This is a genomic window from Alphaproteobacteria bacterium (assembly GCA_025210155.1).
Lineage (GTDB): Bacteria > Pseudomonadota > Alphaproteobacteria > Rs-D84 > CASDRH01 > JAOASE01.
The window spans coordinates 1-14619 of the sequence record JAOASE010000001.1 but is presented as its reverse complement, the minus strand read 5'-3'; the positions used below and the strand labels follow the sequence as shown (position 1 = coordinate 14619).

General features: G+C 31.6%; 17 protein-coding genes. 4 read left to right on the top strand and 13 right to left on the bottom strand.

The window, feature by feature from the left end; all coding sequences use genetic code 11:
• The 6 genes from N4A44_00085 to xseA form a co-directional block, all read right to left on the bottom strand.
• On the bottom strand, positions 1–723 hold a 723-nt coding region (locus N4A44_00085), incomplete at its 3' end, for an acetate/propionate family kinase (GenBank protein ID MCT4552047.1).
• Between the two features lie 157 nt (positions 724–880).
• Positions 881–1366: a hypothetical protein gene (locus N4A44_00080; GenBank protein ID MCT4552046.1), complete on the bottom strand. Its 486-nt coding sequence runs from the start codon at positions 1364–1366 to the stop codon at positions 881–883.
• 107 nt (positions 1367–1473) lie between these two features.
• A complete protein-coding gene (locus tag N4A44_00075) occupies positions 1474–2094 on the bottom strand; it encodes an MFS transporter (protein MCT4552045.1) in 621 nt (206 codons plus the stop codon).
• Between the two features lie 9 nt (positions 2095–2103).
• Entirely contained in the window at positions 2104–2484 is a 381-nt protein-coding gene (locus N4A44_00070; protein ID MCT4552044.1) for a hypothetical protein, read from the bottom strand.
• A 39-nt stretch (positions 2485–2523) separates the two neighbouring features.
• A complete protein-coding gene (locus tag N4A44_00065; protein ID MCT4552043.1) occupies positions 2524–3465 on the bottom strand; it encodes an alpha/beta hydrolase in 942 nt (313 codons plus the stop codon).
• Positions 3466–3474: 9 nt separating this feature from the next.
• Positions 3475–4812, bottom strand: a complete 1338-nt coding sequence (gene xseA, locus N4A44_00060; protein MCT4552042.1) for an exodeoxyribonuclease VII large subunit — start codon at positions 4810–4812, stop codon at positions 3475–3477.
• Positions 4813–4884: 72 nt separating this feature from the next.
• Between xseA and ftsY the strand changes: the two genes are divergently transcribed.
• Both ftsY and N4A44_00050 read left to right on the top strand, forming a co-directional pair.
• Positions 4885–5796 carry a signal recognition particle-docking protein FtsY gene (ftsY, locus tag N4A44_00055; GenBank protein MCT4552041.1) on the top strand — a complete coding sequence of 304 codons (912 nt, stop codon included), beginning with the start codon at positions 4885–4887 and terminating at the stop codon, positions 5794–5796.
• Between the two features lie 24 nt (positions 5797–5820).
• Positions 5821–6297 carry a cytidine/deoxycytidylate deaminase family protein gene (locus tag N4A44_00050; GenBank protein ID MCT4552040.1) on the top strand — a complete coding sequence of 159 codons (477 nt, stop codon included), beginning with the start codon at positions 5821–5823 and terminating at the stop codon, positions 6295–6297.
• A 71-nt stretch (positions 6298–6368) separates the two neighbouring features.
• On the opposite strand, the gene N4A44_00045 is transcribed toward N4A44_00050, so the two are convergent.
• Together N4A44_00045 and N4A44_00040 are read right to left on the bottom strand one after the other, a co-directional pair.
• On the bottom strand, positions 6369–7940 hold the full coding sequence (locus N4A44_00045; GenBank protein ID MCT4552039.1) for a hypothetical protein: 1572 nt from the start codon (positions 7938–7940) through the stop codon (positions 6369–6371).
• Between the two features lie 277 nt (positions 7941–8217).
• Complete coding sequence (locus tag N4A44_00040) at positions 8218–8526, bottom strand: hypothetical protein (protein MCT4552038.1); 309 nt, start codon at positions 8524–8526, stop codon at positions 8218–8220.
• 173 nt (positions 8527–8699) lie between these two features.
• Between N4A44_00040 and N4A44_00035 the strand changes: the two genes are divergently transcribed.
• Positions 8700–9107 carry a hypothetical protein gene (locus N4A44_00035; protein ID MCT4552037.1) on the top strand — a complete coding sequence of 136 codons (408 nt, stop codon included), beginning with the start codon at positions 8700–8702 and terminating at the stop codon, positions 9105–9107.
• Positions 9108–9241: 134 nt separating this feature from the next.
• The gene (locus tag N4A44_00030; protein MCT4552036.1) at positions 9242–9733 is read left to right on the top strand and encodes a hypothetical protein; all 492 of its coding nucleotides are present in this window, start codon (positions 9242–9244) and stop codon (positions 9731–9733) included.
• Here N4A44_00030 and N4A44_00025 read toward each other — a convergent pair.
• From N4A44_00025 to N4A44_00005, 5 genes are all read right to left on the bottom strand, one after another.
• Positions 9730–10296, bottom strand: a complete 567-nt coding sequence (locus N4A44_00025) for a DNA-3-methyladenine glycosylase I (protein MCT4552035.1) — start codon at positions 10294–10296, stop codon at positions 9730–9732. The two genes, N4A44_00030 and N4A44_00025, sit on opposite strands and share 4 nt — an antisense overlap.
• Positions 10296–11483 (bottom strand): tetratricopeptide repeat protein, encoded by a 1188-nt coding sequence (locus tag N4A44_00020; GenBank protein MCT4552034.1) that lies wholly within the window; start codon positions 11481–11483, stop codon positions 10296–10298. The genes N4A44_00025 and N4A44_00020 overlap by 1 nt, the downstream gene beginning before the upstream one ends.
• Positions 11484–13121 (bottom strand): chaperonin GroEL, encoded by a 1638-nt coding sequence (gene groL / locus N4A44_00015; protein MCT4552033.1) that lies wholly within the window; start codon positions 13119–13121, stop codon positions 11484–11486.
• Positions 13122–13268: 147 nt separating this feature from the next.
• Positions 13269–14009: a hypothetical protein gene (locus N4A44_00010; protein MCT4552032.1), complete on the bottom strand. Its 741-nt coding sequence runs from the start codon at positions 14007–14009 to the stop codon at positions 13269–13271.
• A 118-nt stretch (positions 14010–14127) separates the two neighbouring features.
• Complete coding sequence (locus N4A44_00005) at positions 14128–14415, bottom strand: co-chaperone GroES (GenBank protein ID MCT4552031.1); 288 nt, start codon at positions 14413–14415, stop codon at positions 14128–14130.
• Positions 14416–14619: the final 204 nt, after the last annotated feature.

Genomic DNA, 14619 nt, shown 5'->3' with positions numbered 1-14619 from the left:
TTCTTTTGTTCCTGTTCTTGTGCTCATAACTACACCAGACATAGGTGTCATACCCATTGAAGTATCTATAGAAACACCATTTCTTATTGCTGTAACTGAAGCTCCAGAACCTAAGTGCAGTGTTACTATATTTAGATCTTTTTCATCTTTGTTAAGCATTTTAGCTGCACGTTTTGAAACATAAAGGTGTGATGTTCCATGGAAACCGTATCTACGAACTTTATGTTCCTTGTACCATTCTTGAGGTACTGCATAAAGATAGTTTTCGCATGGCATTGTTTGGTGGAATGCTGTATCAAAAACTGCTACTTGCTCCGCGTTTGACAATGCCTTCTTTGAAGCCTCTATACCTAGGATATTTGCAGGATTATGTAATGGTGCTAGTGGAGTGTTTTTATCTATACTCTCTAAAACACTGTCAGTGATTTTTACTGAGCTAGCGAAATCTTCTCCGCCATGAACAACTCTATGTCCTACTGCGTCAACCTTAACATCACCTAAAAGACTTATGATTTTATCTAGAACTTCTTTGTGAGTTGGAAAGAATTCTTCTATCTTTTGTTTTTCTCCGTCATGTGAATGTTTTACAAAAGAGTTAGCTTGCCCTATTCTTTCGGCATTTCCTTTTGCGATTACATTGAATTGTTTTGTAGATTCTTCCACTGCAAATAATTGGTATTTAAGTGATGATGAACCACAGTTTATTACTAGTATATTTTTCATTTTTAATCCTTCGTCTTTTGTACGAATCTAAGGAAAAAAGACGATTATAAAAATTCAGTCATTTATTACTTATAAACTCCTTAGAATTTTTAAATCTTTTTTACCTTTCTTCGCACAAAATACTTGATTAAACATTTTATACGAAGCTTCGTACTAATTATGCTATTTTTAATTTAAGAAGTTTTTTCATACTCCAGAATGTTAATGGTATTACTGTTATTCCTAAAACTATATACATTGCTCTAAGACTTATTCCATCAATTATAAATTTAGCCAAAATCATTATAGTTCCCATAAATATTCTTTTAACCATATTATCAACTGATAATACTGTTGCTCTTTCATCTGATTTAATTCTGTGATTTATCATTGATCTACTAACAACGTTTATAGCTCCTTGAGATCCAACAAAAAAACCTATTAATAGAATGAAAATATATGACAACTCTGTACTTTCTATTGAGCTGCCTATTATTCCTGAAATAATACCTAAAGATAAAAAGAAAAATAGCAACAAAGATGTTCCTTTTGTCTTTAGCTTATTAAATATTTTATGAGCGAAATGAGCAAAAGATGCTCTTGAAAGTGTCATAAAACCCATGAATAAACCAAATAATGATGGTAATACCATTGATTGTTCCATTAATGCTTGCTGAGCCCAAAACAAACAGAAAGATCCCGCTCCAAACGCTGTTGGAAATAAAATTAACCATTTAATTTCTAGGTGGTTTATAGCATACTTAGATATATCTATAATATCTCTTGTTTTACTTTTTCCATCACTCTTTTATTATCCTTTATATCAGGAAGTATGGAGAATAATATACACGATATGAACATTAATATTGATGTTATTATTATCAATACATTAGCTCCAAAATAATTATATATTACACCACCTGAAAAGGTTGCTATAGATGTGCTCATCATTTTTGATGAAGCAAGAGCCCCCTCTTCTTTCATGACAATATTTTCTTTTTTTTGCTTTTCTAAAATATCATATAGGTATGCAGACATCGTTCCTGACATTAAAGCGGCTGCTAATCCCCAAAACATTTCTACAATCATTATATTTATAAATCCATCTGTGGCTAATAGATATGTGTGTGCTAAGAAAGTTATTAAGGAAGAAATAACCATAACTTTTTTTCTAGAAAATAAATCTCCTATATACCCTGTTGGAACTTCAAGAAGAAAAACTGTAAAAGAAAATATACCTTGAATTAGGAAAAAATCCCCTGTTGTTATACCTTTATCTTTATATACTAATACTATAACTGGCATGATCATAAGAAAATATCTAAAAATATTAGCTACTTTTAGGACCCTTGTCGCATTGTCTATACTTACAGTTGGCATTCTTAATTTCATATAATTTCCTTAATTCATTTGTACGCGGATTTTAATACCGTCTTCGTCTATATATTCTTGTACATTTGGGTTAGTTGCTGGTTTTTTAGGCTTTGGAGCTTCAAACTCTGCTGGAATACCCATCATATGCATAGAAGCATTCATCTTTTTCATTTCTTCCTTACTAGCTCCTTGGAATGCAGCACTACCTGAGAAAGCTTCCATATCAGCATCCTTCATTGTGTCCTTCATTAGTTTTTCTATCTCTGCAGGAGGTTTCATATCTCCGCCTTTACTTGGATCTACACCATCGTTTAAATAAACGAATACTTGCCAGATTAGTGATGGCATTATAAACATCCAAAATATATAACTTATTAATTTTTTTATTGAACTATCTGATGATGGCATTGTTTTACCCCTTCCCTCGATTTTAATTTTTTATTTAGTTTATAATTTTTTTAGTTGTTTTACAAATTCTTTTTTGTTTTTTAATCCCCCGTGTCCAAGTTCATCTACGATTATAAGTTTGCACTTTTTACCGTAGTCTTTTGCGAAGTTATAAGCACCTTCCACTGGGCAAATCATATCCAAACGATTATGTATTATAATACACGGAATATGTTTTATTTTTGAAACTGTTTTTACTACTTCGTTTTTCTTCATGAAATACTTATTAACCATATAATGAAGCTTTAGTTGATTTTGTTTTACAAACCTTTCTGTAAGCCATTCCTTTGGTAAATTATTAGGATTTAGACTACCTAAAGCAAATTCATAAGATGTAAAATTATTGGCTGCTTTTTTTCTATCTGAATACTTTTTACTATGAAGTTGTTTATTATAGTATTCAAATGGATGTGTGCCTTTTGGAACATCTTTTATAAATTGATTGTATAGTTCTGGGTAAAAACTCTTAGAGTCTTCGAAAATCCACTTATCTACCGTTTCTAGACCATTAAAAAAATCTTTTAAAACAAGCTTAGATACTTCTTTTGGATATTTTGATGCAAAAAGAACCGCAAGCGCTGAGCCCCATGAAGTTCCTGTTACTATGACTTTTTGATCTATATTTAGATGAGATAATAATTTTTTGGCATCTGAAATAAGATGTTTTGTTTCATTGTTTTTAGCTTCACCATAAGGAAGAGATCTACCACCGCCTCGTTGATCAAACATAATAACCTTTTGACTTTTTAGATTAAATCTTAATGCATCCTTATTATCAAAATACCAAGCTGGACCTCCATTAAAGTTAATTATTGGAGTTCCTTTTTTATTTCCAAAAATAGCATAGTAAATTTGGTGACCATCACCTGTTTCCATATAACCATATTTAAATGGTTTTGGCGTTCTCATTTTTTTCCAAAATGATTTTATTTTTTTAAACATATTCTCTCCCTAGAATAAATCGTCTTGCTTTAGATTTTGCTTTTTCCCAAATATTATTTTCTTCTCATCACAACATTTTTTTGATGAGGAAGTTGAAGATACTGTAATATTATCACCTGAATATTTTCCATCGTAGAATTCTATTTCTATATTCTTTTGAGACTTAGCCTTGTCTGCTGATGATACTAATTTCTTATCATCACCCCAAACAACAGCATAACCTCTTTTAAGAACTTTTTTGAAAGAGTAACTTTCTACAAGCTTTTGAAGATACTTTATTTTATTCTCTGTTTTTTCAAAAGTGTTTTTAACTGCATTGTTAATACGAGTTTGTTTTTCAACTATTCTTTGTGTTATATCTTCCAGAATTTGCATAGGAGATTTAACTCTTTTCTTTATGTTGATAACTCTCTCTTTGAACATCTCAAAATATCTTATCATGAAATTATCTAAACGATTTTGCTTGTTGGCTAAATCTTGAAGTAGTTCAGAACGAACTGGCACAGCTATTTCTGCAGCGCCTGTTGGAGTTGGAGCTCGCCTATCTGATGCATAGTCTATAAGAGTTGTGTCTGTTTCGTGTCCTACTGCAGATATAAGAGGAATTGAACATTCCGCTGCAGCCCTTACAACTATCTCTTCGTTGAATGGCATAAGATCTTGTAGAGACCCTCCACCCCTTGCTACTATCAAAACTTCTGGACGATTCTCTCCTTGTATAGCATCGAAACCTTTTATTGCAGCTGCTATGCTATTATGAGCTGTATCTCCTTGAACCGCTACAGGCCAAAGGATAACTCTTGTTGGAAATCTATCTTTAATTCTGTGCATGATATCTTGTATTACTGCACCAGTTTCTGAAGTTATTACACCTATAGATTTGGGCAACATAGGAAGTTCTTTTTTACGATCGGCATCGAATAAACCTTCTGCTGCTAATTTTTTCTTACGCTCTTCTATTAGTTTAAGTAAAGCTCCCTCGCCTGCTATTTCCATTTTTTCAACAGTGACTTGGTAAGACGATCTACCTGTATAAACAGTTATTTTTCCATCTATTATAACTTCAAGTCCTTCTTCTGGTTCTACAGGAAGTTTAGTCCATTTCCAGATAACTCCATTAAGTATAAAGTCCCTACCTTGAACTTTTTCTTTTAAATCGAAATAGTAATGACCTGACTGGTGTTTTTTAAGACCCGTTATTTCTCCACGAATACGAATTTTAGAAAAACCATTTTCTATTGTTTGCTTTAGTATATTAGATATTTCCGATACTGAAAATACCTTTAAGTCTCCATTTTCATCTTTGAATAAACTGTTATAAACGTCTTGCATTCTATTTTCTTTCAATATATAATCTTTTAGTAGTTATTTTATATATTATGTGTAGTAAAAACAAGGAAAAACTTAGGAAAATTATTGATGTTTGGATTGGGTAAAAAATTATCTATATTTGGTAAAAAACAAAAAATTGATGAAACTTTTTTAGAAGAGTTAGAAGAAACTCTTATCACCTCAGATATATCTTATGATGTTGTCTCTGAACTTACCTCTTACCTTGAAAAAAAGAAGTTTAAAGAGGAAGTTTCTCTTGAGGAAGTTAAAGCCATTCTTAAAGAAAAAATGTTAGAGATATTTGACAAGGCTGATTTAAAGGACTATTCTTTATTTATAGAAGATATAAAAAACTTTAGAAATAAAAATTCTGAGATGCCATTTACAATACTTATGATCGGAGTGAATGGCGCTGGAAAAACATCTACTATTGGTAAAATGTCTAAGATGTTTGCTGATAATAAATTAAAAGTATCTATAGCTGCTTGTGACACGTTTAGAACAGCCGCTGTTGAGCAAGTTCAAGATTTTGCTAAAAGGACTGGCGCTCACTTTATTGCTAAGGAAACTGGGGCTAATGCAAGCGGATTGGCGTATGAGTCTGTTATAGAGGCTAAGAAAAATAATTCAGATGTTCTTATTATAGATACAGCTGGAAGATTACATTCTCGTGAAGAATTAATGGCTGAATTAGGGAAATTAACAAGAGCTATTAAGAAACATGAGACTGAAGATGTCAAAGTTCCTGCCGAAACATTTCTTGTTTTAGATGGAACCACTGGACAAAACGGTTTACTGCAGGCTGAGAATTTTGGGAAGGAAGCTGATATGTCTGCCGTTATTTTAACTAAGATGGATTCTTCTGCTAAAGGTGGAATTGCTCTGTCTATGGTTAAGAAATATGGAAATAATATATCGTTTGTTTGTTTCGGTGAAACTTTAAATGATATTAAGCCATTTAATGCTAAAGAGTTTGTTGATGATTTAGTTGAAGAATAATCAAGAATATAAAGGGGAATAAATATGATTGATTTAGATGAAAAAAGACCAACTTGGGATGAATACTTTTTTAACTTGGTAAATGCGGTTGCTAAGAGAGCTACTTGCGACAGAGGTAAAACTGCCTGCATTATAGTTAAAGATAAGCAAATTCTAGCTACTGGGTACGTAGGATCATCCCCGGGAGAAAAGCATTGTGATGAAGTTGGGCATCTAATGAAAACTGTTATTCACGAAGACGGTTCTAAGAGTGACCATTGTTTTAGAACTATACATGCAGAACAAAATGCTATATGCCAAGCTGCGAGACAAGGTATTGCACTTGAGGGGGCAACGATGTATTGTAAGATGTCTCCTTGTAGATCTTGTGCTATGATGATAGTTCGATGTGGTATAAAAGAAGTTAAATGCCTTAAAAAATATAAGAGTGATGGTGTCGATATTTTAAAAAATGCTGGTGTAGATGTTTACTTTGCAGACGAAAGTGTTGAAGAATATTAATAATACCTGATATAAATTAAAAGCCTCTAATTTAGAGGCTTTATTTTTGATTAATTTTATTGTGCCATATATTATTTATTCCAGCCACCCTCATTTATTAATACCTCAGCTGCACAAGCGGATTTATTGCCATACATTTCACAATTTCTTTTACATGCTTGAGCCATTCCTGAGTTATGACATAAGTATCCATCCCAATTTCCTTCTTCTTGAGTGCTTATTTCAAAAGCCTTGTTACATACATCCGCATCACCTGTTTGACGACAAGTTTCTGCATAAGTATATCCATCATTTTTCTCATCAAGAAGTTTATCACATGATGCCTGGCTATTTCCACTATAACATGAAGAACTTAAGTACCAATCATAGTTATAATTATCTTTATCTAAATTCTCAAGCATCTTATCACAAGCCTCGGCACTTCCACCTGTGATACATGCAGTATGAAGTTCTCTTGTATCTGTTGGGTTTGTTTCCATATAAGCATCACAAGCTGCTTTAACACCGTTATTACAAGCTGATGCTAGCAATCTTGTATCTTCTATTGGAACTTCGGAATTAAATAGCTCCTCACATGCTCTATCACTTCCCGAAGCACAAGGTTGTTGCAACTCTTCTGGGCTTGGATTTGTAGCAAAATATTCATCGCAAACTGCTGTGTTATTACTTTGCCCGCAAACTTCTCCTAAATAAGATTCATTCATGTCTGGAGATTCTAAAAGCGCTTTACAAACATTATCATTGCCAGACATTCCACATGCCATTTGAAGATCCCAAATTTCAGGATTGGTTTCTACATATGCATCACATGCTGCTTTAAGTTTTGTATCGGAGCAGCTTCTTTGCAATGCCCAACTATCTGGATTACTTTCTATAAATGCATTACATATATCTGATCTTTTTGTTTCTGAACATGCTATTTCTAAATCATTAGATTCTGGGTTTCCATCTAACCATACTTTACATATAGCATCATTATCACTTCCTGTACAAAGAGCTGATAGTTCATAATCATTCAATTCCGATAGATAGTCTTTCATTTCTTCACTTGGTATATACGGTTCTTCTGGTTTCTCAGAACCTCCCGTATCTCCACCTGTGTTTCCACCTGTATCGCCGCCGCCTGGTTCTTCAGAACTACCACCATTACCACCAGAATAGTCTGGATTGTTTATGTTATTTGAGGTAAAATGTTCTAATCCATTTATATCTACGCAAGATATTGTCATCTTTTCTGTTTTCTTTAAAAGAGCATCATCTTGAATAACATATAAACACTCGTCTTCTTCAAGACCATTTAATTTAACTTCAAATAAATCGTTAGATACTGCTGAGATTGAGTAAGTTCCCCCGAATGGAGTTACTGCTGATTTTAGCATTTTTGTATCTACAAACATATTTTCAAAAGTTCTGTCTTCGCCTAAAACAACTCCCTCATCTTGAAATTTTTGATTGGCATAAGACTGATCTATTTGCTGATTTATACTTCCTAACTCTTGCTTCAATTCATTCATCTTTGAATTTCTATATGCCATCTTATATGCTGTTATTGCTAGCACTGTAATTACTGCCATGATGCCTAGAACCCCTAGCATCTCTATCATTGATCGGCCTTGTTGGAATTTTTGCAATTGTTTTTTCATTAAACCCTCCATTTTTTTTAAAAGTATAATTTGTATCATAAACTATGATTCATTTTAAAATATTTGTAATTTAAGTAATTTGGAATATTTATTATTTTTTAAAGCATATAATAAAAAATTATATATAAAACTCTTGTGAGTTTATTGTGAGTTTTTTTTATTATAGCTAATTAACATCTCTAAATACATTGGGATATTAACATAAATTTAATAACTCTACAACCCTATTTTTATAAAAAAAATCCTCAAAGTTATTTACCTTGAGGATTTTTCTATTTTACAATGTAAGAATTTGATTTTTCCCTTTTTGATTATATAAATCTCTTAAGATCATTTCTAAACTTTTATTTATTTTTTCAGAAAGACCTTCTTGAGCTAACTTTAAAGACTTTCTATTTCTTATTAAAAGCTCTTTGACGCCTTCTTTTTTTAGAGATGTATATCCTTCCGGGACTTTTGTAATATTTAAAAATATCAATGCTATTGCATGAAAATTGTACTGATGAATATCCCCTATGACGAGAAATTCAAAAGTACCATCATCTTTGCAAACGAACACTTCAAAAAATTCTTTTGGTACTATCATCTTAATTAGGTTTAAATTAATTAATGGGAAAAGAATAAGTTCTTATAGATTCTATTTCAAGGCAAAAATTAATTTGATTTGCTGGGGAACTTATTCCTATGCTAATAATCATTTGATTAATCTGAATTTTTTGTGTAAAATATAATTAGTAATTAAAGATAAGGAGGTGTGTCATGTCTTTAAATTCTTTTTATATAAAAAATATTAGAAAACTAAGTTTTTTAGATTTTTCATTATTAAAACTTTCATTTTTTTCAATTGGTCTTACAATTATGGTCTCTTATCCAAAGGCTTTAATACTTGATTGGTGGGCTTATTTATTACTACTTTTAGTTTGTTGTGAAGGGCTCTGGATTGAGTTATTTGATAGCGGAAAAAAGAAAGGACTTTGGGGAAGATTTGATAACTTTATTAAGAATGCAAGAGTTGGTCATTTAGATCTATTATTCCTTGCTATGCTTTTTGTTTCAGGGTTATTATCTAAATTCTTTCCAGTATTACTTTCAGTTAGTTGGGTAGATTATTTAATAATTGCAATAATCACTGGAATTAAACCTTTTTATAAAATCTTTTCAAAATAAAACTTCTACCTAAGGTTTGTATTCCCCTCTTTTATTTCTGAGGGGAATTTTTTTATGCAAATAAATTCCTTGATTTTATTCTCAATAGCTTATAAGTTTTTAAACTGGTGAAAAACTATACAGGATTGAATATTATGAAAAAATTTATTCTTTTATTTACAACTTTGCTTATGTCTTCATGTGTCAAAATGTACAAATATGAAGACATTGATCCTGCTCAAAAGAGTATGGAAATTTCTAGAAGTAAAGAATATTCTTGCTTCAGATTTTTAAAAAGAAGTTTAGAAAATGATGGATGGGATATTTATATAAAACAAAGAGGTATAGTCTTTTCTAATAATAATTTTGTTGGTGGTGGCAGTTCTATGACCACTCTGTCAGATGCTTCTACTATAGCATTTTCTAGCTCTTCAATGGATAATAATAGCTTTCATAAATTAGCTAAGATTTCTAAAAACAGAAGAATTCCTAGATATAAGCTAGTTGAGAATGATAATGTTTTAAGTATTTATGATCAAAAGAATTATAAGATAATTTTAGACATTGAAAATTATGATAATTATAGATGTGAAGAAGTTTCTAAATTTGTGCTTAAAGCTCTGAATAATATGGATATTTATTATTAATCTTTTTTGCTAAGGAAACAACTTTCTTCATGGTCGTCTACTACACCTATAGCTTGTAAGTATGCGTAAATAGTTGTTGATCCTAAGAATTTCATACCTCTTTTCTTCAGGTCCTTTGCTACTGCATCTGAAAGTGGTGACGTTGCTATGAAATCAGCCTCTGATTTTATTTTGTTGTTGATTACTTTTCCATCAGTCCAGTGCCATATATATTTATCAAATGAACCGAATTCTTTTTGGATTTCTTCAAAGATTTTTGCGTTATTAATGGTTGCTAGGATTTTTAATCTATTTCTTATGATACCTGCATCTTGCATTAGAGTTTCTATTTTCTTTTCATCGTAGTTTTTGATTTTTTGTAAATTGAAATTATCGAATGCTTTACGGAAGTTTTCACGTTTCTTTAGAATAGTTATCCAAGATAACCCTGCCTGGAATGCTTCTAGGCTAAGGCTTTCGAATAGATAATGTTCATCGTGGCATGGAATACCCCATTCATTATCGTGATAATCTTTATATATTTGGTCTTGGGTAGAAACCCAAAAGCATCGCTTCTTATCCATTATTGTAAAATTTCCTTTTTTTCTAAATTTGAAAATAATTCTTTTAATTTAACTTTAACTTCTTTTATATTGCAATTCATTATAGAATTTTCCCATATATAATAATCTTTTATTAAAATCACAGCTCTATCCTTGAATTTTTCTATATATTTATTTAAATATTCTAAAGCTTCTAAATAATCTCCTTTCAAAAGATAAACTTCTATTATATTATAATTATTCGAAATATTGTCTGGCTCTAATTTTAATGCTTTTTTAGCATATTCAATACTTTTTTCAAATTCTTTTTTCTCAAGATATAAAATACTTAAATTAGAATATGCGCCTCCGAAATCAGAATTTTCTTCTATTGATTTCTTTAAAAAAAGTTCTGAATTAGCATAGTCTTTAATTTCCAGATAAATACATCCTAAATTATTATATGAAAGGTGGTCTTTAGGATTTAATTTAAGAGATTTATTATAGCTCTCTATGGACTTAGTATAATCTTTTTCATCTTGGAATTTAAGAGCCTCTATAAAATAAGATATTGCTTTATTTTTCTTTAAATTATCTATTGATTCTTTATTCTCCTTCTTAATATATTCAAAATCAATTTTTACTTCATTTCTTAAATCAGATAAAGTATTTAACTCAACTTTCATTTCTTTAATTAATTTATCAAGACTATCCTCTTCTTCTTTTATTTTTAATAAATAATCATCACACTCCTCTTTTGTTTTTTCTATTTTATTCTTACTACTTACCACTTCTTTCTTTGCTATTTCCAGTTCTTCTTTCACACTTATTACATCTTTTTTTGCATCTTCCAATTCTTTTTTAGCAAAATCTAATTCCTCTTTATTTTTAATATCAATATCTCTCTTAAAAAGATAGGCTCCTATTGGTAATATTATACTTATAACCGTTATTATTATACCAAGACAAGTTAACCAAAAATCTAAAACATAAGATCTTTGAGCATAATACTCTTCAGCAAATTTATTTTCTTTATCTTTAACATCAACTACTTTTATAATAGTCCTTTCTTTTATAGTGTCTCCTTTTTTAACCTCTATAACTTTTTCACTTTCTTTAGGTAATTCTTCTAACCTAGGCATCATTATAAAAACTGTAAAAATGCTTATTACAGCTATTGTTAATGGCAACGCTATAAATGTTAAAAAAGTTTTTGTTCCTTGCTTCATCTACATCATTCCCATTGGGTTTAGGTTTCCGTGACCGTGGTCGTGGCCGCATGAGTTTTCTGATTTTGGTTCGTCCGCTACCACACATTCTGTAGTAATTAGAATTCCTGCTACTGAGGCAGCATCTTCTATTGCTGAACGAACTACTTTAGCAGGATCTATGATACCGTTTTTGAACATATCTTTATATTCATCTTTATAGGCATCGTATCCGAATTTATAGTCTTTGTTTTCTAGTATCTTACCAACTACAACGGCTCCGTCTACGCCAGCGTTTGCACAAATTTGTCTTAATGGAGTTTGAAGTGAGTTTTTAATTATATTGATACCAGATTGTTGGTCTTGGTTGTCAGCATTCACTTTATCTAAGCCTTTGATGGCGTTAAGTAAAGCTACTCCACCACCGCAAACAATACCCTCTTCTACTGCAGCACGAGTTGCACAAAGAGCGTCATCTATTCTGTCTTTCTTTTCTTTAACTTCGATTTCTGATGAGCCACCTATTCTGATAACAGCTACACCACCGGCAAGACGAGCTAGCCTTTCTTGAAGTTTATCTTTATCATATGATTTAGCTGATTTTATTTGATGTCGGATTTCTGAAACTCTTTGTTCTACATCTTCTTTGTCTGCAGCACCATCAACTACTGTTGTAGTTTCTTTCGAAACCGAAATCTTTTTACATCTACCTAACATTTGCATAGATGTGTTTTCTAATTTCATTCCTAGATCTTCAGATATTACCGTAGCGTTTGTAAGTGTTGCAAGATCTAATAGTGTTTCTTTTTTATTGTCGCCAAAACCTGGAGCTTTAACTGCACAGATTTTCAGACCACCTCTTAGACGATTTATGACTAATGTAGAAAGGGCGTCGCCTTCAATATCCTCGGCAATGATTAGTAATGGTTTACCTGATTGAGAAATATTTTCCAAAAGAGGAACTATAGCTTGAACGTTTGCTATTTTGCTATCTGTTATCAAAATATAAGGATTGTCGAATTCGCAAAGTAATTTATCTGGATTAGTTATGAAGTATGGAGACATATATCCTTTGTCGAACTGCATTCCTTCTACTACGTCAACAGTAGTTTCCATGCCTTTAGCTTCTTCTACTGAGATTACACCTTCTTTGCCTACCTTATCCATTGCGTGGGCAATCATTTTTCCTAGGTCTTTATCTCCGTTGGCAGAGATAGTTGCCACTTGGGCGATTTCCTCGTTCTGTTTAACTTCTTTAGATTGATCTTTGATGCTCTTTACAACTTGTTTTACTGCGTTGTCTATACCTCTTTTAACATCCATAGGGTTCATACCTGCTACTACAGATTTAACGCCTTCTGAGTAGATAGATTGAGCTAGTACTGTTGCAGTTGTTGTTCCATCACCTGCGTGGTCAGCTGTTTTACTTGCTACCTCTTGAACCATTTTAGCACCTAAGTTTTCAACTGGGTCTTTTAGGTCTATTGCTTTTGCAACTGTTACACCATCTTTAGTGGAATGTGGTAAGCCGAATGAAGCGCTTATTACTACATTACGACCTTTTGGTCCTAACGTTGTTTTAACTGCGTTTGCAAGTTTATCAACACCCTGCTTTATTTGTTGTCTAGCTTGATCTGAGAATACTATTAATTTACCCATCTTCTCTACCTTTTTTTATGAATTTTTATGTGTATTATTTTAACATATAGAATATATAGTTGCAAGGGAGAAACTTTCAACTGGAATAGGATATCTTTTTGCACAAAAAAAACAGGATAGAATTTGTTTATTCTACCCTGTGATTTTTTAAACCGGAAATGGCTTAATTTCTTCGACCAAATCTGGTCTTGTGTCTCTACTTATTATCTCAAACTCATTCCTTGAAGAATAAATAAGAGATCTGTTTCTTTGTTTAAATTCTCCAATGGATTTTTTGTAAAGTTTTGAATAGCTCCATAGTGCTACCATAACTTTTTCCCATTTGGCGGGATCTTCTTCCAGGATTTTTTTTGCTTCTAATAAAAGGTCTTCTATGTCGGAGCATTTACGACCCATATTGAATTCCTTATTAAGTTTACCTTCCTTAACGCCATAGGTAAGTCCAAATTCTTTGGAGCCACCACCGTAGATATATCCATAAGATGGTCCGTACTCTATCCTATTATTGAATACAGCATGAAAATAAGAATGGCTTTTAAGGTTAAACACTCTTTCAATACAGGAAGATATAGCTACTGAAATATCACTTATGTCAATAGAAAGCATCTCATGAGTGTCATCTTTCCAATCTTTCCTTCTAAGAAAGATTTTCATGTTTGTCTTCTCTTTTTTAAGAGCAATTTCTAACCCCTCAAATTGACCAATATAAAAATCTTTCATCTCCTCTTTAAAAGAGAAAAATGAAACGACCTTAAATATCAATTCATCGGTTACAGAAAAATCTTCTGGGAGTACTTCTCCTAGCTTATTGAGGAAATTATCAGTCCTCTCATCTAACATTGGTATTACCAACATTTCTGATGAAATCTTTTTGAATCTGTTGTTCATAGATATGTAGATTATTGTTAATAAATATTTTTAAATAGATAATATAGATTAACTCTATTTTATAAACTATGAGTTGTCAACTAACTTTTCTTTTATAAAAATTATACCTGTAATTTTATTACTCTATAATTCCTAGAATGTCTTCTGTTTTGATTATTACGAAATCTTTTCCGTCTAGTTTTACGTCGTTTCCGCCCCACTTTCCGAAGATAACAACATCACCCTCTTTTACATCTGGAGTTATTCTTGTCCCATTTTCTGTTATGGAACCTTCTCCAACTGCTATAACAACTCCTTTAGAAGGTTTTTCTTTTGCTGTATCTGGAATTATTATTCCTCCTGCAGTTTGATTTTCTTCTTCTAATCTTTCTATAAGAATATTATTGAACAATGGTTTGAATTTCATGATAAACTCCTTTTTAATCTACCTTCTATATTATAGTTTTTATAGAGTAAATAATCAAGAGTTTGCTTTTTAAAAAATATTTAAAAAAAGTTTTGACTTTTGTTTTTTTATACATATAATGAGGATATCTTAAGACTTCGGGAAGTAGCTCAGTCTGGTAGAGTACTACGTTTGGGACGTAGGTGTCGCAGGTTCAAATCCTGT

Bases quoted from the DNA above. Each gene is read 5' to 3' on its own strand.
- N4A44_00080 (MCT4552046.1), bottom strand. From the start codon at position 1,366: ATGGAACAATCAATGGTATTACCATCATTATTTGGTTTATTCATGGGT.
- N4A44_00075 (MCT4552045.1), bottom strand. From the start codon at position 2,094: ATGAAATTAAGAATGCCAACTGTAAGTATAGACAATGCGACAAGGGTC.
- N4A44_00070 (MCT4552044.1), bottom strand. From the start codon at position 2,484: ATGCCATCATCAGATAGTTCAATAAAAAAATTAATAAGTTATATATTT.
- N4A44_00065 (MCT4552043.1), bottom strand. From the start codon at position 3,465: ATGTTTAAAAAAATAAAATCATTTTGGAAAAAAATGAGAACGCCAAAA.
- ftsY (MCT4552041.1), top strand. From the start codon at position 4,885: ATGTTTGGATTGGGTAAAAAATTATCTATATTTGGTAAAAAACAAAAA.
- N4A44_00050 (MCT4552040.1), top strand. From the start codon at position 5,821: ATGATTGATTTAGATGAAAAAAGACCAACTTGGGATGAATACTTTTTT.
- N4A44_00045 (MCT4552039.1), bottom strand. From the start codon at position 7,940: ATGAAAAAACAATTGCAAAAATTCCAACAAGGCCGATCAATGATAGAG.
- N4A44_00040 (MCT4552038.1), bottom strand. From the start codon at position 8,526: ATGATAGTACCAAAAGAATTTTTTGAAGTGTTCGTTTGCAAAGATGAT.
- N4A44_00035 (MCT4552037.1), top strand. From the start codon at position 8,700: ATGTCTTTAAATTCTTTTTATATAAAAAATATTAGAAAACTAAGTTTT.
- N4A44_00030 (MCT4552036.1), top strand. From the start codon at position 9,242: ATGAAAAAATTTATTCTTTTATTTACAACTTTGCTTATGTCTTCATGT.
- N4A44_00025 (MCT4552035.1), bottom strand. From the start codon at position 10,296: ATGGATAAGAAGCGATGCTTTTGGGTTTCTACCCAAGACCAAATATAT.
- N4A44_00020 (MCT4552034.1), bottom strand. From the start codon at position 11,483: ATGAAGCAAGGAACAAAAACTTTTTTAACATTTATAGCGTTGCCATTA.
- groL (MCT4552033.1), bottom strand. From the start codon at position 13,121: ATGGGTAAATTAATAGTATTCTCAGATCAAGCTAGACAACAAATAAAG.
- N4A44_00010 (MCT4552032.1), bottom strand. From the start codon at position 14,009: ATGAACAACAGATTCAAAAAGATTTCATCAGAAATGTTGGTAATACCA.
- N4A44_00005 (MCT4552031.1), bottom strand. From the start codon at position 14,415: ATGAAATTCAAACCATTGTTCAATAATATTCTTATAGAAAGATTAGAA.